The 16,982-nt window shown below is 59.8% G+C and carries 18 protein-coding genes and 1 other RNA gene; 5 read left to right on the top strand and 14 right to left on the bottom strand.

Annotated features, from left to right (window positions below; all coding sequences use genetic code 11):
• The 9 genes from mraY to rsmI all read right to left on the bottom strand — a co-directional run bounded on the left by mraY (nucleotide 1) and on the right by rsmI (nucleotide 8,943).
• A complete protein-coding gene (gene mraY, locus CX511_RS05290; RefSeq protein ID WP_036996790.1) occupies nucleotides 1–1,083 on the bottom strand; it encodes a phospho-N-acetylmuramoyl-pentapeptide-transferase in 1,083 nt (360 codons plus the stop codon).
• Nucleotides 1,083–2,453, bottom strand: coding sequence for a UDP-N-acetylmuramoyl-tripeptide--D-alanyl-D-alanine ligase (locus CX511_RS05285; protein WP_101293235.1), 1,371 nt, complete (start codon nucleotides 2,451–2,453; stop codon nucleotides 1,083–1,085). The genes mraY and CX511_RS05285 overlap by 1 nt, the downstream gene beginning before the upstream one ends.
• Nucleotides 2,446–3,909 (bottom strand): UDP-N-acetylmuramoyl-L-alanyl-D-glutamate--2,6-diaminopimelate ligase, encoded by a 1,464-nt coding sequence (locus CX511_RS05280; RefSeq protein WP_101293234.1) that lies wholly within the window; start codon nucleotides 3,907–3,909, stop codon nucleotides 2,446–2,448. The genes CX511_RS05285 and CX511_RS05280 overlap by 8 nt, the downstream gene beginning before the upstream one ends.
• Nucleotides 3,909–5,642 carry a peptidoglycan D,D-transpeptidase FtsI family protein gene (locus CX511_RS05275; protein ID WP_177327772.1) on the bottom strand — a complete coding sequence of 578 codons (1,734 nt, stop codon included), beginning with the start codon at nucleotides 5,640–5,642 and terminating at the stop codon, nucleotides 3,909–3,911. Before CX511_RS05275 ends, CX511_RS05280 begins: the two co-directional genes overlap by 1 nt.
• A complete protein-coding gene (gene ftsL / locus CX511_RS05270; protein WP_045183548.1) occupies nucleotides 5,642–5,935 on the bottom strand; it encodes a cell division protein FtsL in 294 nt (97 codons plus the stop codon). The genes CX511_RS05275 and ftsL overlap by 1 nt, the downstream gene beginning before the upstream one ends.
• The gene (gene rsmH / locus CX511_RS05265; protein ID WP_045183550.1) at nucleotides 5,932–6,879 is read right to left on the bottom strand and encodes a 16S rRNA (cytosine(1402)-N(4))-methyltransferase RsmH; all 948 of its coding nucleotides are present in this window, start codon (nucleotides 6,877–6,879) and stop codon (nucleotides 5,932–5,934) included. The genes ftsL and rsmH overlap by 4 nt, the downstream gene beginning before the upstream one ends.
• The gene (gene mraZ, locus CX511_RS05260) at nucleotides 6,876–7,331 is read right to left on the bottom strand and encodes a division/cell wall cluster transcriptional repressor MraZ (RefSeq protein WP_010220775.1); all 456 of its coding nucleotides are present in this window, start codon (nucleotides 7,329–7,331) and stop codon (nucleotides 6,876–6,878) included. The genes rsmH and mraZ overlap by 4 nt, the downstream gene beginning before the upstream one ends.
• 309 nt (nucleotides 7,332–7,640) lie before the next feature.
• Nucleotides 7,641–8,000: RNase P RNA component class A (rnpB, locus tag CX511_RS05255), an RNA gene on the bottom strand.
• Between the two features lie 67 nt (nucleotides 8,001–8,067).
• On the bottom strand, nucleotides 8,068–8,943 hold the full coding sequence (gene rsmI, locus CX511_RS05250; RefSeq protein ID WP_101293233.1) for a 16S rRNA (cytidine(1402)-2'-O)-methyltransferase: 876 nt from the start codon (nucleotides 8,941–8,943) through the stop codon (nucleotides 8,068–8,070).
• A gap of 186 nt (nucleotides 8,944–9,129) precedes the next feature.
• Here rsmI and CX511_RS05245 point away from each other — a divergent pair, with 186 nt between their 5' ends.
• From CX511_RS05245 to CX511_RS05225, 5 genes are all read left to right on the top strand, one after another.
• Complete coding sequence (locus tag CX511_RS05245) at nucleotides 9,130–10,950, top strand: penicillin-binding protein activator (protein WP_101293232.1); 1,821 nt, start codon at nucleotides 9,130–9,132, stop codon at nucleotides 10,948–10,950.
• A complete protein-coding gene (locus CX511_RS05240; RefSeq protein WP_045183558.1) occupies nucleotides 10,950–11,321 on the top strand; it encodes a YraN family protein in 372 nt (123 codons plus the stop codon). Before CX511_RS05245 ends, CX511_RS05240 begins: the two co-directional genes overlap by 1 nt.
• A 134-nt stretch (nucleotides 11,322–11,455) precedes the next feature.
• Nucleotides 11,456–12,049 carry a phosphoheptose isomerase gene (locus CX511_RS05235; RefSeq protein ID WP_026001179.1) on the top strand — a complete coding sequence of 198 codons (594 nt, stop codon included), beginning with the start codon at nucleotides 11,456–11,458 and terminating at the stop codon, nucleotides 12,047–12,049.
• The gene (locus CX511_RS05230; protein WP_045183561.1) at nucleotides 12,046–12,624 is read left to right on the top strand and encodes a BON domain-containing protein; all 579 of its coding nucleotides are present in this window, start codon (nucleotides 12,046–12,048) and stop codon (nucleotides 12,622–12,624) included. The genes CX511_RS05235 and CX511_RS05230 overlap by 4 nt, the downstream gene beginning before the upstream one ends.
• 150 nt (nucleotides 12,625–12,774) lie before the next feature.
• A complete protein-coding gene (locus CX511_RS05225) occupies nucleotides 12,775–12,993 on the top strand; it encodes a YgdI/YgdR family lipoprotein (protein WP_045183562.1) in 219 nt (72 codons plus the stop codon).
• Between the two features lie 46 nt (nucleotides 12,994–13,039).
• Here the strand turns inward: CX511_RS05225 and CX511_RS05220 are convergent, their stop codons facing one another.
• The 5 genes from CX511_RS05220 to petA all read right to left on the bottom strand — a co-directional run bounded on the left by CX511_RS05220 (nucleotide 13,040) and on the right by petA (nucleotide 16,806).
• The gene (locus tag CX511_RS05220) at nucleotides 13,040–13,471 is read right to left on the bottom strand and encodes a ClpXP protease specificity-enhancing factor (protein WP_045183564.1); all 432 of its coding nucleotides are present in this window, start codon (nucleotides 13,469–13,471) and stop codon (nucleotides 13,040–13,042) included.
• Nucleotides 13,472–13,488: 17 nt separating this feature from the next.
• On the bottom strand, nucleotides 13,489–14,106 hold the full coding sequence (locus CX511_RS05215) for a glutathione S-transferase N-terminal domain-containing protein (protein WP_038607195.1): 618 nt from the start codon (nucleotides 14,104–14,106) through the stop codon (nucleotides 13,489–13,491).
• A 116-nt stretch (nucleotides 14,107–14,222) separates the two neighbouring features.
• A complete protein-coding gene (locus tag CX511_RS05210; RefSeq protein WP_045183567.1) occupies nucleotides 14,223–15,002 on the bottom strand; it encodes a cytochrome c1 in 780 nt (259 codons plus the stop codon).
• Nucleotides 15,002–16,213: a cytochrome b gene (locus tag CX511_RS05205; protein WP_045183570.1), complete on the bottom strand. Its 1,212-nt coding sequence runs from the start codon at nucleotides 16,211–16,213 to the stop codon at nucleotides 15,002–15,004. Before CX511_RS05205 ends, CX511_RS05210 begins: the two co-directional genes overlap by 1 nt.
• On the bottom strand, nucleotides 16,213–16,806 hold the full coding sequence (petA, locus tag CX511_RS05200) for a ubiquinol-cytochrome c reductase iron-sulfur subunit (protein ID WP_028943272.1): 594 nt from the start codon (nucleotides 16,804–16,806) through the stop codon (nucleotides 16,213–16,215). Before petA ends, CX511_RS05205 begins: the two co-directional genes overlap by 1 nt.
• Nucleotides 16,807–16,982: the final 176 nt, after the last annotated feature.

Raw genomic sequence — 16,982 nt, 5'->3', positions numbered from 1 at the left:
CTACCTCAGTTTCAGGGTGGCAAGGCCGATCAGCACCAGAATCACAGTGATAATCCAGAAGCGGACGATCACCCGTGGCTCGGGCCAACCCTTGAGTTCAAAGTGGTGATGGATCGGGGCCATGCGAAACACTCGCTTGCCGGTCAACTTGAACGAGGCCACCTGGATCACCACCGAGAGGGTCTCCATGACGAACACGCCGCCCATGATGAACAGGACGATTTCCTGGCGCACGATGACCGCAATGGTGCCCAGTGCAGCACCCAGTGCCAGGGCACCGACGTCGCCCATGAACACTTGCGCCGGATAGGTGTTGAACCAGAGAAAACCCAGACCGGCACCGATCAATGCGCCGCAGAACACGATCAACTCACCGGCGCCCGGCACGTAAGGAATCAGCAGGTATTCGGCGAATTTCACGTTACCCGACAGGTAGCAGAAGATACCCAGGGCACCACCGACCATGACCGTCGGCATGATCGCCAGGCCATCGAGGCCATCAGTCAGGTTCACGGCGTTGCTCGAACCGACGATGACGAAGTAGGTCAGGACCACGAAACCGATCCCCAGCGGGATGGTGACATCCTTGAGCATTGGCACGATCAGCGTGGTTTCGACGCTGGTCGGTGCAGTCATATAAAGGAAGATCGCCGCACCGAGGCCAAACACCGACTGCCAGAAATATTTCCAGCGGCTTGGCAGGCCGCGCGAGTTCTTCTCGATCACCTTGCGGTAGTCATCGACCCAGCCAATGGCGCCAAACAGCAGGGTAACGATCAATACCACCCACACGTAGCGGTTGGTCAGGTCAGCCCACAGCAGAGTGCTGATACCGATGGCTGAAAGAATCAATGCGCCACCCATGGTCGGGGTGCCGGACTTGGACAGGTGCGATTGCGGGCCGTCGTTACGAACCGCTTGGCCAATCTGGCGAATCTGCAGGGTACGAATCATCCAGGGGCCCAACCACAGGGCCAGCGACAACGCGGTCAGTACACCCAGAATCCCACGCAGGGACAGGTACTGAAAGACCGCGAAGCCTTTGTAGAACTGTTGCAGATACTCAGCCAGCAGCAGCAGCATTAATGTTTCTCCCCGCTGGAACCGCACAAAGCCACCACGACGTTCTCCATCGCAGCGCTGCGCGAACCCTTGATCAAAATAGTGGTATTGGTGGCCTGCTCGGCGGCGCGAACGGCGGCGATCAGGTCAGCTTGATTAGCGAAATGTTGGGCATTGGCACCGAACGCTGCGACTGCGTGCGTCATGTTCGAGCCCACGGCATACAGTGCCGAAACCTTGTCCTTGGCGTACTCGCCTACCTGCCGATGTCCTTCCTCAGCCCACTGGCCCAATTCGCCGATATCCCCGAGCACCAGGACGGTGCGTCCGGAAAAGCCGGCGAGTATATCAACGGCAGCGCACATGGAGGTGGGGTTTGCATTGTAAGTGTCATCAATTACCCGCACCCCGTTCGGTGCCATCTGCACCACAGTGCGGCCCTTGACCGGTTGCACGGCATTCAAGCCCTGGACAATACCGTCCAGTGTCAGACCAAAGGCATGCGCAGCGGCAGCAGCGGCCAGCGCATTGCTGACGTTATGGCTGCCGAGCAGATTGAGCTGGACCCGCGCTACACCCAAGGGGCTGTGCAGGTCGAACGACGGGCAGCCACGCTCATCATGAGCGATATTGCCCGCGTGAAAATCCGCTGCGCTGTTGTGCAGCGCGAACGTTTGCACCGCACGATTACCAGCGCGCTGTTTCCAGATGCCAAAGGCTTTGTCATCAAGGTTCAATACGGCAACGCCATTCTGATCCAGACCTTCAAGGATTTCGCCTTTGGCTTCGACAATCTTCTCTGGCCCGCCGAACTCGCCAACATGAGCAGTTCCGGCATTGTTGATCAGCGCTACCTGCGGCTTGGTCAAGCCAACGGTGTAGGCGATCTCGCCAATGCGCGAAGCGCCCAGCTCGATGACCGCAGCGGTATGCTCCGGAGCGATTTCGAGCAGCGTCAGCGGCGCACCAAGGTCGTTGTTCAGGTTGCCGCGCGTAGCCAGGACCTGACCACGGGTGCGCAGGATGCTGGCAAGCATTTCCTTGACCGTGGTTTTGCCGCTGGAACCGGTGATGGCGGCGACCGGCTTGTCGAACGCAGCGCGATTGAGTGCACCGAGTTGCCCCAAGGCCAGCCGGCAATCGGCAACCAGCAGTTGCGGCAAATCGCTACCGGGCACTTCGCGCTCGACCAGGGCCGCCACGGCGCCCTTGGCCTGCACGTCATTGAGGTAATCGTGGCCATCGAAACGTGGGCCGGCCAGGGCGACGAACAACTGCCCGGCAACGATTGCGCGGCTGTCGATGCTGACTCCGGTGAAGGTTGCATCGTCACCCACCAGACGTCCCTGCAGAGCGGCGGTCAACTGACTGAGGGTCAAGGGCTTAAGCATCAGCAACCTCCCAGACAGCGAGTGCTTTCTCGGCTTCGACCAGATCGGAAAAATCGTGGCGCTGGCCGTTGATCTCCTGATAGTCCTCGTGGCCCTTGCCGGCCAGGACGATGACATCATCAGCCGCGGCGCCAGCAATCAGCTGGGCAATGGCCGCGCCACGGCCAGTAACGAACTCGACGGCATCAACCTGGACAAAGCCTGGACGGATGTCGGCAAAAATTTGCTGCGGGTCTTCGCTACGCGGGTTGTCATCGGTCACCAAGACGCGATCAGCCAGGCGCTCTGCCACTTCGGCCATCAATGGACGCTTGCCGCGATCACGATCACCGCCGCAGCCGAACAGGCACAGCAACTGGCCCTTGGCGTGCGGACGCAGTGCTTGCAGCACCTGCTCCAATGCGTCCGGCGTGTGTGCGTAATCAACTACTACCAACGGCTTACTGCCACCGCCGAGGCGCTGCATGCGGCCAATCGGCCCTTCCAGCAACGGGGTGACCTTGAGAATTTCATCCAGCGCATAGTCCAGCGCCAGCAGAGTACCGACGGCCGCCAGCATGTTGCTCAGGTTGAAACGGCCGAGCAGTCGGCTGCGCAAGGTGCGCTCACCCTGGGCGGTGACGATCACGGCGCGCACGCCGTCGTCGTCAAAATGCGCTTCGCGGCAATACAGCGAAGCGGCGCTGTCTTTGAGGCTGTAGCTGATCAGGCGCGACTCGGCCTGCTCAGCGGCCAGGCGACGACCGAAGTCATCGTCGAGATTAACCACCCGGCAGCGCAGGTTCGGCCAGGCGAACAGGCGCGCCTTGGCGTCTTCATATGCCTGCATGCTGCCGTGGTAATCCAGATGATCACGCGACAGGTTGGTCATCACTGCGATATCGAATTCCAGGGCGGCAACCCGACCCTGATCCAGGGCATGGGAGGAGACCTCCATGGCGACAGCTTTCGCCCCACCCTTCTTCAAGTCATTCAGGGTTGCCTGCACCGCAATCGGATCAGGCGTGGTCAGCCGACCGCTTTGCAGTTCGCCATAAAAGCCGGTACCAAGCGTGCCGATCAGGCCGCAGCGCTGACCGAGCTTGTCCAATGCCTGGGCAACCAGTTGCGTAACGCTGGTCTTGCCGTTGGTGCCCGTGACCCCCACCAGATCCAGCTGACGGCTCGGTTCGCCATAGAAGCGCCCGGCAATGTCCGAGAGCTGGGCAATCAGGCCCTTGACCGGAATCAGCGGTGCTTCCGTGATTGGCAGCACGGTGGCGCCCTGCGCTTCATAAGCGACTGCAGCCGCGCCGCGCTTGAGCGCGTCGGCAATATGGTCGCGACCATCCACCTGCGCACCTGGCACCGCCAGGAACAGGTCACCTGGGCGAATGTTACGGCTGTCCAGGGTCAGCTCGCGGATCAACGGATCGCGGCTGGCCTGGGCGAAAAGTTTGCTCAACGGCATCGTCATTATCCACGCCCTCCTTTGGCGGGCGCAGCATCAACCTGCTGCTGTGGTGTCGCCGGCGGTAGGTTATCCGGCGGAATATTCATCAGGCGCAACGTGCCGGACATGACCTTGCTAAAGACTGGCGCCGAGACCAGGCCACCGAAGTAGCCGCCCTTGCTCGGCTCGTCGATGACCACCACCACGGCGTAACGCGGATCGCTCATCGGGCCGAAACCGGCGAACAACGAGCGGTAAGAATTCTCGGTGTAACCTTTGGAACCGATGGTCGCCTTACGCGCCGTACCACTCTTGCCGCCCACGTGATAGAACGGCACCTGGGCACGGAACACACCGCGCGGCGCTTCAATAACCTGCTGGACCATACCTTGGATAGTCTTGGCGACGTCCACCGGCACGACCTGCGTGGACTCCGGCGCCTTGTCGACCTTAAGGATGCTCAGCGGCACCATCTTGCCGTCGTTGGCCAGCGCAGCGTACGCATGAACCAGTTGCAAGGCGGTCACCGACAGGCCATAGCCATAGGACAGCGTTGCCGTTTCGGCCTTGCGCCACTCGCGGTGATTAGGCAGGTTACCGACCCGCTCACCTGGGAAGCCCAGACCGGTGTATTGGCCCAGGCCGAGCTGGGACATCACCCGGTAGATCGATTCACCACCGATATCGAAGGCGATCTTGCTCATGCCGACGTTACTGGAATTGATCAGAATGCCAGTCAGGTCGAGGATCGGACCTTCACTGCGCGATACGTCACGAATGGTGTAACGGCCCAGCTGCAAGGTGCCCGGATACACTTCAACCTTGTCGGTCGGCTTCCAGCGCCCGCTTTGCAGAGCAGCACTCATGGACAACGGCTTGACCGTGGAACCGGGCTCGAACACGTCGATGATTGCGCGGTTACGCATGGCCGCCGGGAACATGCTGCGACGGTTGTTCGGGTTGTAGGTGGGCTGGTTGACCATGGCCAGCACTTCACCGGTTTTAACGTCGAGAATCACCAGACTGCCGGCTTTGGCTTCCTGCTCGGCAATGGCGTTGCGCAGTTCACGGGTGGCCAGGTATTGCAGGCGCAGGTCGATGGACAACGCCAAGGTCTTTCCGGCCTTGGCGTTTTTGGTCACCTGGATGTCTTTAATCAACCGGCCACGCCGGTCCTTGATGACTTGCCGCTTGCCGGGTACCCCAGCGAGCCATTCGTCATACGCAAGCTCGACCCCTTCTCGACCGTGGTCATCAAGGTCGGTAAAGCCGACCATGTGCGCGGCGACATCGCCGGCCGGGTAGAAACGCCGAAATTCCTCGATGCCGTAGACACCAGGAATTTTCAGATCGAGGATCACCTGCCCTTGTTCCGGGGTCAAACCCCGCACCAGGTAGATGAATTCCTTGCTGGCTTGTTGTTCCAGGCGCTGGGCCAACTGTTGCGGGCTCTGCTTGAGGGCGGCGGCCAAGGCTGGCCAGCGGTCCTTATAGGCCTGCATTTCCTTGGGGTTGGCCCACAGGGTGGTGACCGGCGTACTGACCGCCAAGGGTTCACCGTTACGGTCGGTGATCAACCCGCGGTGCGCAGGAATCGGGATATGACGCAGGCTGCGAGCGTCGCCCTGACCTTTGAGGAAGTCACGGTCAACCACCTGCAGGTCGATGATGCGCCAGGCAATCGCGCCGACCATCAATGCCAACAAGGCGATGACCACGCGGAACCGCCACGGGTAGAGGGCGCCTTCGAGCTTCATCATGGCGCCACCATCCGTACTTCATCGGCGGCAGGAATGCGCATCTGCAGTTGTTCGCTGGCCAGGTTCTCGATGCGACTGTGGGCAGTCCAGGTGCTTTGCTCAAGAATCAACCGGCCCCACTCGGCCTGGGCCTTGTCGCGCTCGCTGAGTTCACCGTACAGGGTGTTGAGCAACTGACGGTTCCAGTGCGCGCTGTACGACACCGCTACCGATGAAACGAGCACGGCAATGAACAGCAGAAGCATCAGGAAGCTTCCGCCTGGCAAAGGCTTGGCGAACAAGCGGCTCACCGCAGCTTCTCGGCAACGCGCATGACCGCACTGCGTGAACGCGGGTTGGCCTTGAGCTCGGCTTCGGAGGCGAACTGGGCCTTACCGTGGACCTTGATCTTCGGCTCGAAATGCTTGTGCTGCACCGGCAGGTTGCGCGGCAGGTTGTCGGACTCACCCTTGACCAGCTTGCGCATGAACAGTTTGACGATACGGTCTTCCAGGGAATGGAAGCTGATCACTACCAGACGCCCACCGACTTCCAACGCTTCAAGCGCGGCCTCAAGGCCAGCCTCAAGGTCGCCGAGTTCATTGTTTACGTGAATACGCAGGCCCTGGAAGGCGCGGGTTGCCGGGTTCTTGCCCTTTTCCCAGGCAGGGTTGGCAACCTTGAGCACTTCGGCCAGGTCAGCGGTGCGTTCAAACGGCTGAATTTCGCGACGCGCCACCACTGCATTGGCCATACGCTTGGCAAAGCGCTCTTCGCCATATTCTTTGAATACACGGGCGATTTCTTCGGCCGGGGCAGTGGCGATGAACTCAGCGGCGCTAATGCCACGACTCGGGTCCATACGCATGTCCAGCGGACCGTCATTGAGGAAACTGAAACCGCGCTCGGGGTCATCAAGCTGTGGCGACGACACGCCCAGGTCCATCAAGATGCCGCTGACTTTGCCCGCCAGCCCACGCTGGGCAACCTCATCGCCCAGCTCGGCAAAACTGCGCTGCACAATGACAAAGCGGCCGTCTTCGGCCGCCAGCGCTTGCCCAGTGGCAATCGCTTGAGGATCCTTGTCAAAACCCAGCAGCCGGCCCTGCGGCCCGAGCTTGCTGAGGATCAGCCGACTGTGACCGCCACGCCCGAAGGTGCCATCCAGATAGCAGCCATCGTCGCGTACGGCGAGAGCCTCAACGGCTTCGTCAAGCAGTACGGTGATGTGGTTAAAGCCGCTATCTATAGTCACAGGATCAAATCACGCAGTTCATCAGGCATGGCGCCCGGTTGTTGAATAGCTGCAAGATCGGCTGCCGAAACTGCGTTCCAGGCATCCTCATCCCACAGTTGAAATTTGTTCAGTTGCCCTACCAGCATCGCCTTCTTGTCGAGCTTGGCGTATTCACGCAAACGCGGAGGCACCAAGAAGCGCCCACTGCCATCAAGCTCCAGATCCACCGCATTGCCGATCAGCAGACGCTGCAGGCGACGGTTCTCTTCACGCAATGACGGCAAGGCGCGCAACTTGGCTTCAATCAGCTCCCACTCATCGAGCGGGTATACACATAAGCAGGGATCCACCGCGTCGATCGTCACAATCAACTGCCCGGAACTACGCGAATCGAGCTCGTCACGGTACCGGCTCGGCATTGCGAGACGGCCCTTTGCGTCGAGGTTGATGGCGTTTGCTCCGCGGAACACGGCTGCGATTCCCCACTTGTTTGCTTTTTTGTGTTCAGAAAACCCACTTCATGCCACTTTCTGCCACTTGCGCACACTATAGGAATCCGCCTACCACACCGTCAAGGCACGCTTATAAGGAAATCCCTTACAGATCGGAGATTTAGCGCAATGTAGGAAGAAGAAACGACAAAGCGGAGAGGTTTTTGACGAAAAAAATCAAACCCATACAGACAAATAGAGTCCGAAGTTAAAGTGATTTATTAAGAGTAAGATTTTTTCGGTATTACAAAGACACATCTGCTATCGATTCAAGCAGGAGGGGAAGAGGTGGAGAGTCGATCTGTAAGCCGGGTTCTGTCGAGGACAGTCATTCCTCTACGATGGCCATCACTGGACACCTTTAGCAACCTACCCGGTTCCAACGCGGGCCGCGCCATATGGAACCCTATTTGGTCTTGCTCCGAGTGGGGTTTACCTAGCCACGAACTGTTGCCAGTCGTGCGGTGCGCTCTTACCGCACCTTTTCACCCTTACCGGCACCGAAGTGCTTAGGCGGTTGTTTTCTGTGGCACTTTCCGTAGGCTCGCGCCCCCCAGGCGTTACCTGGCACTCTGCCCTATGGAGCCCGGACTTTCCTCCCCCCTCTTTTGCGGAACAAAAGAAGGCAGCGACTGTCCGATCGACTCTCCGCCGCAAAGGTTAACGGCAGCGGCGCTCAAGAACAAGCGATAAAACAAATAGTAGCACCAAGCCACTATTTGTCTTTCTGTTTTTCCAGGGCCGCCTGATACAGCACATTCTTGCGCACCCCGGTAATTTCCGCCGCCAGTGCCGCCGCCCGCTTGAGCGGCATCTCCGCCAGCAGCAGGTCGAGCACACGCATCGCCTCGCTACTGACGGCCTGCTCGTCTTCCGGCGCGGTCCAGCCCGCGACCAGCACCACGCACTCGCCACGCTGCTGATTGCTGTCAGCCTCGACGAACGCACGCAGCTCACCCAGTGGCAGCCCCTTGAGGGTTTCAAAGGTCTTGGTCAGCTCACGGGCCAGCAACGCTGGGCGCTCTGCACCAAACACCTCTTCCATGTCTTGCAAGCACTCCAGAATACGGTGTGGCGCTTCATAGAAGATCAGGGTGCGCGGCTCTTCCTTGACCTGACTTAGACGTGCCCGCCGGCCGACTGCCTTGGCTGGCAGGAACCCCTCAAAGATGAACCGGTCAGAAGGCAGCCCCGCTGCCGACAACGCGGCAACCAAGGCACAAGCGCCCGGCACCGGCACCACAGCAATACCCGCGGCACGCGCCTGGCGCACCAGGTGATAGCCCGGATCGGAAATCAGCGGCGTGCCGGCATCAGAGATCAACGCAACGTTATCACCTGCCAGCAATCGGGTGAGAAAGCGACTGCCTTCATCCCGCTCGTTGTGCTCATGGCAAGCTGCCAAAGGTGTATTGATGCCAAAGTGCTGCAGCAAACGAATCGAATGACGGGTGTCCTCTGCGGCAATCAGGGCCACATCACTGAGCACTTTCAGTGCCCGCGCACTCATGTCATCCAGGTTGCCGATGGGCGTGGCCACCACGTAAAGCGCGCCAGCAGTGGATTGGGAAGCCCCTGGAACATCAGTCACAGCACACACCTATCGTGTTGAACAAAGCGCCATTGTAGCCCGACTGACGGCAACAATGCGTAACCAGCAGTGCCTACACAGTGCGTTCCAGCACCTATATTGAAGGATTAACACCAGTAACATCGCGCCCCGGCCAGCGCTTGGGTACAATTGCCCGTTAATTTGATCGAGTAACAGGACCTTTACATGATCGCTTGCCTGCGGCTGTTCACAGCCCTTTGCCTCGCCGCCCTGCTGGCAGCCTGCGCCAGCTCGCCTTCGTCGAGCCTCGGCGAACTGCCACGCACCCCGGACGCCAGCATCGAGCAATTGCTTGAACAGGCCGCCACCAGCAAGACACCCGAACAAGCCGCCCTGCTGCGCCTGAGCGCCGCCGACCTGGCTTACCGGCAGAAGGATAACGTCCGTGCGGCGAAAATCCTCGAGCAGGTACCAGTCGACCAACTCAAGCCGGCCCAACAGGTTTTCGCCAGTACGCTGAGCGCTGAGCTGGCCATGACCCGCAACCAGCCCAAGGCTGCCCTGACCGCCCTGAGCCATCCAAGCCTGGCGCGCCTGGGCGAACTGCCAGAAGAGCAACAGGCTCGCACCCTCAGCGTGCAAGCTGCCGCCCTGGAAGCCGACGGCCAGACCTTGAGCGCCGCCAAGGCCCGCGTGCAACTGGCGCCACTGCTCAGCGCCAATGCTGCCAGCGCCAACAACGACGCGATCTGGAACCTGGTCGCGGCCCTCCCCAGCGATCAGCTGCAAGGCGTTGCCACTGGCAACGACACCCTGGCCGGCTGGGCCAGCCTGGCCCTGGCCGTGAAAAGCGCCGGGACCCTGGAGCAGCAACAGTCCGCCATCGACACCTGGCGCAGCCAGCACCCTGACCACCCAGCAGCTCTGCAACTGCCGCTGCCGCTGGTCAAGCTCAAGGAACTGGCCAGCCAACCGCTGACCAAAATTGCCTTGCTGCTGCCACAGGAAGGTCAACTGGCCGGTGTTGCCCGCGCCCTGCGTGACGGCTTCATGGCGGCACACTTCCAGGCGCAACAAGCCGGCCAGAAGCCGCCTGCCATCGAAGTGTTCGACAGCTCGCGCCTGACCTCCCTGGATGACTTCTATCGCCAGGCCCAGGCCGCCGGTGTGCAATTGGTGGTTGGCCCGCTGGAAAAACCGCTGGTCAAGCAACTCGCCTCTCGCCCACAACTGCCAATCACCACCCTGGCCCTGAACTACAGCGATGCAGGCCAGAATGGCCCGGCACAACTGTTCCAGTTTGGCCTGGCCGCCGAAGACGAAGCCCGCGAAGTATCGCGTCGCGCCCGCGCCGACGGCATGGTTCGCGCCGTTGCCCTGGTACCTCGTGGCGAATGGGGTGACCGCGTACTCAAGGCGTTCCGCCAGGATTGGGAAGCCAACGGCGGTACCCTGCTCGCTGCCGAACATATTGACCAACCGGTAGCCCTGGCCCAGCAGATCGCCGACCTGTTCCAGCTGCGCCAGAGCGAAGGCCGCGCCAAGAGCCTGCAGAACACTGTCGGCGGCACCGTTTCGGCTCAGCCGTCGCGCCGCCAGGACATCGACTTCATCTTCCTTGCTGCCACCCCACAACAAGGCCAGCAGATCAAGCCGACTCTCAACTTCCAGTACGCCGGTGATGTACCGGTCTACGCCACTTCCCACTTGTACAGTGCCAGCGGTGACGTCAACCAGTACAACGACATGAACGGCATTCGCTTCTGCGAAACCCCATGGCTGCTCGACACCAACAACAGCCTGCGCCAGCAGGTCGTGACCCAGTGGCCACAAGCGGCCGGCAGCCTTGGCCGCCTGTACGCCATGGGCATCGATGCCTACAGCCTGGCGCCTCGTTTGGGTCAGCTCAAGGCACTGCCAGACAACCGCATCGAAGGCTTCTCCGGCAGCCTGAGCATGAACCCGAACCAGCGCATTGAGCGTCAACTGCCATGGGCCGAGTTCTCCGGCGGCCAGGTCAAGCGCCTGCCCGACACCCCACGCTGATGCCTGACAGTTCGCGCCAACAGGCAGGCCAGGCCGCCGAGCGACACGCCCTTGAGTACCTTCAAGGGCAAGGCCTGCACCTGCTGGCGCAGAACTGGCGATGCAAACTTGGCGAGCTTGATCTGGTCATGCTCGACAGCGATACAGTAGTATTTGTCGAAGTTCGCTATCGGTTGCACGCGAACTTTGGCGGTGCACTCGGCAGTATCGACGGGCGCAAGCAGGACAAACTGGTGCTAGCCGCCGAGTCTTTTCTGCACAAGGAAACACGCTGGGCCAACCACCCCTGCCGTTTCGATGTGATCGCCGTGCAAGGCAGAGGCCACTCGGGCCAAGCGCTCCAATGGCTGAAAAACGCCTTCGACTGCTGAGCCCGCCCTGACCCGGCACGTTTACCCCTTTAACTTTTTTGCTCTTTGCTTCGCGGGCCGCACAGTCATGTGCCGGGACCTTTTCTGTACACTCCCGACACGCCCGACCAGCCGCCCTACTTAAGGTCTTACTGATGGACATGCAATCCCGAATTCGCCAGCTTTTTCAGGCCAGCATCAACACCAAGCAACAGGCGATGGAAGTCCTTGCACCGCACATCGAGCAAGCCAGTCAGGTCATGGTCAACGCGCTGCTCAACGAAGGCAAAATGCTCGCTTGCGGCAATGGCGGCTCGGCCGGCGACGCCCAGCACTTCTCCTCCGAGTTGCTCAACCGCTTCGAACGTGAGCGCCCGAGCCTGCCGGCCATCGCTTTGACCACCGACAGCTCGACCATCACCTCGATTGCCAACGACTACAGCTACAACGAAATCTTCTCCAAGCAGATCCGCGCCCTGGGCCAACCAGGTGACGTATTGCTGGCAATTTCGACCAGCGGTAACTCGGCAAACATCATTCAGGCGATCCAGGCCGCACATGATCGCGAAATGATTGTCGTAGCTCTGACCGGACGCGATGGTGGCGGCATGGCCTCACTGCTGTTGCCCGAGGACGTCGAAATCCGCGTTCCAGCCAACGTCACCGCACGTATCCAGGAAGTCCACCTGCTGGCGATCCACTGCCTCTGCGACCTGATCGACAGCCAATTGTTCGGGAGTGAAGAATGACCCCTAAGCGCATCGGCCTGATGGCCCTGACCCTTTGCCTGAGCCTCAGTGGCTGCAGCTCGGTCCTTACCGCCACCCGCGACAAGCCGATCGAAGATGATCGCGGCACCCGCACCTTCGGTAGCAAGATCGATGACTCACTGATCGAAACCAAAGTCGCGGTGAACGTGGCCAAAGCCAGCCCCGATCTGGACAAGAACTCGCATATCGTTGTCAGCAGCTTCAACGGTATCGTGCTGCTGGCCGGACAAACCCCGCGCGCCGACCTCAAGAGCCTGGCCGAACAGGCTGCAGGCCAGGTCCAGCGGGTAAAAAAGGTGCATAACGAACTGCAAGTGCTGCCACCCTCCTCGCTGCTGGCGCGCAACAACGACGCCTGGCTGACCACCAAGATCAAGACCCAAATGCTCACCGACAGCAACATTCCCGGTTCGCGGATCAAGGTAATCACTGAGAACGGCATCGTTTACTTGCTCGGCCTGCTGACTCAACAGGAAGCCACTCGCGCCACCAACCTGGTGCAGGGCGTGTCGGGCGTGCAGAAGATCGTCAAGCTGTTCGAATACATCGACTGAATACCCGGGCCTGCTGTGCAGGCCATCGCTGACAAGGCCAGCCCCCCATAGTTTTGCATTTGTGCACGCCATCCTATGGGAGCCGGCCTTGCCGGAGATGGGACGCAACGCGCCCCTAGCCCTTACATTCAATCTGCCTAGGAAGTACCCATGAAAAACGGCCTGCTGCCAACCCTGCTGATCGGCGCTTTCGCCACACTGGCTGGCTGCTCCACCCCAAGCCTGATCACCCTCAACGATGGCCGCGAATTTCAGGCTGTCGACGCCCCACGCTTTGAGCGCAGCTCGGGCTTCTACGAGTTCGAACAGCTGGACGGCAAAGTGACCCGCGTCAACAAGGACCAGGTCCGCACCATCACCGACCTGTAATCAGGACGGATAAAAAAAGGCGATCCACATGGATCGCCTTTTTTTGTTACTTCACAACCTTCAGACTCGGACGCCCGCTGGGGCGTGGCGGCTGGCCACCGGCCGGTGGGCCATCGTCATCCGGCTCAACACCATCGTCCTCTTCGTATTCATCATCTTCAAGCACGGGCGGCTCGAGCTCAAAGACCATACCCTGGCCATTTTCCCGGGCATAAATACCGAGAATCGCACCGGCAGGCACGAACAGGGTATGAGCAACCCCGCCAAAGCGCCCCTCGAAGCTCACAGCCTCGTTATCCATGTGCAGGTGGCGTACGGCACTGGGTGAGATGTTCAAGACGATCTGGCCATCGCTGGTGAAGCCCTGGGGCACTTGTACCGCTGGGTACTCAGCGTTGACCAGCATATGCGGGGTGCAGTCGTTGTCCACGATCCACTCATAGAGTGCACGTACCAAATAGGGGCGACTGGAGTTCATCGACAGCTCCTTAAAACCTAGCGCATTTCACGTTCAGCAGCGGACAGGCTTGCCTGGAAAGCTTCGCGGGCAAACTGTCGCTCCATGTAATCGAGCAACGGCTTGGCCGGCCGCGGCAGTTCAATTCCCAACACTGGCAAACGCCAGAGTATGGGCAGTAGACAACAATCGACCAGACTTTGCTCCTCACTGAGGAAACACGGCTTGTCGGCAAACAACGGCGACACGCCGGTCAGGCTTTCGCGCAGCTCCTTGCGCGCCTGCACACGCGCCGCTTCCTTGCTGCGCGGGTCGAGAATCAAATCAACCAGTGCACACCAATCGCGCTGGATGCGATGGATCAGCAGCCGGCTGTTGGCCCGCGCCACCGGGTAGACCGGCAACAGCGGTGGATGCGGATAACGCTCGTCGAGGTATTCCATCACCACGGTCGACTCGTACAACGCCAGGTCGCGATCGACCAGGGTTGGCACGCCGCCATAGGGGTTCACTTCGACCAGCTTGGGCGGCAAGCGTCCGGGATCGACATTGATGATCTCGACGCTGACGCCCTTCTCGGCGAGAACGATGCGCACCCGATGAGAATAATGGTCAGCGGGGTCGGAGTAGCAGGCTAACCGGTTGGTCACGCCCATAGTGGTCCTCCTCGCGATGAAATTATAAAAGCTACAAATGCAAACGCGCCCTGCAGGCGCCTCCGTATTCCAGAGGCCCCCCAGGGCGCGCTCAACTACCAGAAACTACTGCGTGATCAGTGCACGTCCTTCCAGTATTCGCGCTTAAGCAGGTAAGCGAATATGAAGAAGAAGGCCAGGTACAGTAACACGTAGGTACCGATGCGCTGACTTTCCAGTTTGACCGGGTTGGCCGAGTAGGCCAGGAAGGTCACCAGGTTCTTGACCTTCTCGTCGAACTGCTCTTCGGTCAGGGTACCGGATTTCGGCTCCACGGTCAGCTGGTCACATGCTTCGTGAGTCAATGGCGTGCCGGTCAACGGGTCGAATTGCTTCTTGCCATCCACCTCCGTCTGCACCTGTTTGCAGCCAATTACCTGATTGCCTTGCAGGCCAACCAGCACGTTAGGCATGCCGACGTTCGGGAACACCTTGTTGTTCACGCCATAAGGACGCGACTTGTCCTCGTAGAAGCTGCGCAGGTAGGTGTACAGCCAGTCAGTACCACGCACCCGGGCGACCAGGGTCAGGTCAGGCGGCGCGGCGCCGAACCAGGTCTTGGCATCGTCAGGCCTCATGCCGATCTTCATGTGATCGCCAATCTTGGCACCCGTGAACACCAGGTTCTCGAGCATCAGCTCGTGGGGAATACCCAGGTCGTCGGCAACACGCTCGTAACGCTGGAACTTGGCGCTGTGGCAACCCATGCAATAGTTGGCAAAGGTGCGTGCGCCGTCCTGCATGGCAGCCTTGTCGGCCAGATCGATATCAACCTTGTCCAGTACCACGCCGGTTTCGGCCGCGAAGGTCAACGAGGGCATCACTGCCAGAATCAATACTGCAAATAGCTTTTTCATCAGCCAGTCACCCTTTCCGGAACCGGTTTGGTCTTCTCAAGCCGGGTGTAGAACGGCATCAGAAGGAAGTAGGCGAAATACAGGAAGGTGCATACCTGCGACAGCAGTGTGCGACCCGGGGTTGGTGACAGTACACCGAGCACACCGAGGATCACGAACGAGATGCAGAACACCAGCAGCCAAACCTTGCTCATCCAGCCCTTGTAGCGCATGGACTTGACCGGACTGCGGTCGAGCCATGGCAGCACGAACAGCACGGCAATCGCAGCACCCATGGCGATAACGCCGAGGAGTTTGTCTGGAACCGCCCGCAGGATCGCGTAGAACGGGGTGAAGTACCAGACCGGGGCAATGTGTTCAGGGGTCTTGAAGGCGTTGGCCTGCTCGAAGTTCGGTTTCTCCAGGAAGTAACCGCCCATTTCCGGGAAGAAGAACACCACGGCACAGAACACGAAGAGGAACACGACGACGCCGACGATATCCTTCACGGTGTAGTAAGGGTGGAAGGCAATGCCATCAAGCGGCACACCGTTCTCATCCTTGTGCTTCTTGATATCGACACCATCAGGGTTGTTCGAACCCACCTCGTGCAACGCCAGGATGTGCAACACCACCAGACCGAGAATAACGATCGGCAGGGCCACCACGTGCAAGGCGAAGAAGCGGTTCAGGGTGATGCCGGAAATCAGGTAGTCACCACGGATCCACTGGGTCAGGTCATCGCCGATCACTGGAATCGCGCCGAACAGCGAGATGATCACCTGGGCACCCCAGTAAGACATCTGCCCCCACGGCAGCAGGTAGCCCATGAAGGCTTCCGCCATCAGCGCCAGGTAGATCAGCATACCGAACACCCAGACCAGCTCACGCGGCTTCTGGTACGAGCCGTAGAGCAGACCGCGGAACATGTGCAGGTAAACGACAATGAAGAATGCCGACGCGCCGGTGGAGTGCAAGTAGCGCAGGATCCAGCCGTACTCGACGTCACGCATGATGTATTCGACCGAAGCAAAGGCTTCTTCGGCCGACGGCGTGAAGCTCATGGTCAGCCAGACGCCGGTGACGATCTGGTTAACCAGCACCAGCAGTGCCAAGGAGCCGAAAAAGTAGAAGAAGTTGAAGTTCTTCGGTGCGTAATACTTGCTGAGATGGTCTTCCCACATCTTGGTCGCGGGGAAGCGGGCGTCAACCCAGTCCATGAACTTACTCATCACGCGTTCTCCTGATCGACGCCGACGACAATGATGTCGTCCGACTCATAAGAGTGCGGCGGCACTGGCAGATTGAGCGGCGCCGGCTGGGACTTGTAGACGCGGCCAGCCAGGTCGTAGTGCGAGCCGTGGCAGGGACAGAAGTAACCGCCAACCCACTTGGGACCCAGATCAACCGGGGCGACTTCAGGACGGAAGGTTGGCGAGCAGCCCAGGTGGGTGCACAGACCGACCAACACCAGGATCTCCGGCTTGATCGCACGGTTTTCCGGGTTGACGTAAGTCGGTTGAACCGATGCCTTGGATTCAGGGTCGGAGAGGTCGCCAGTGATCTTCTTGAGGTTGCCGAGGATCTCTTCGGTGCGACGGACGATGAAGACCGGCTGGCCACGCCATTCAGCAATCATCTGCTGCCCTGGCTCCACCTTGGCAATATTGACCTTCACCGGTGCACCTGCGGCTTTCGCCTTGGCACTGGGGAACCATGACCCCACGAACGGGACCGCAGCCCCCACCGCTCCTGCAGCACCCACCACGGATGTGGCTGCTACGAGGAAGCGACGCCGGCCTGCATTGACGCCGTCATTGCTCATTCAGTCCTCTCCCATCAGCTTTATGGCCTGTTACAACAGGCATCTACTAAGTAATTTCTGAACTGCTAAAAATTTGCCGCATGGTAATGAAAAGACCCTGCTCTGACAAGGTGATTAGCCTGTAACCAAGGCGCAATCCCTTGTAGCTCTTGACTTGCGTCTATGCGGCAAGTTGT

The organism is Pseudomonas sp. S06B 330 (genome assembly GCF_002845275.2).
Lineage (GTDB): Bacteria > Pseudomonadota > Gammaproteobacteria > Pseudomonadales > Pseudomonadaceae > Aquipseudomonas.
The sequence above is the reverse complement of the archived record's forward strand: the minus strand, read 5'-3'. Positions and strand labels throughout refer to the sequence as shown.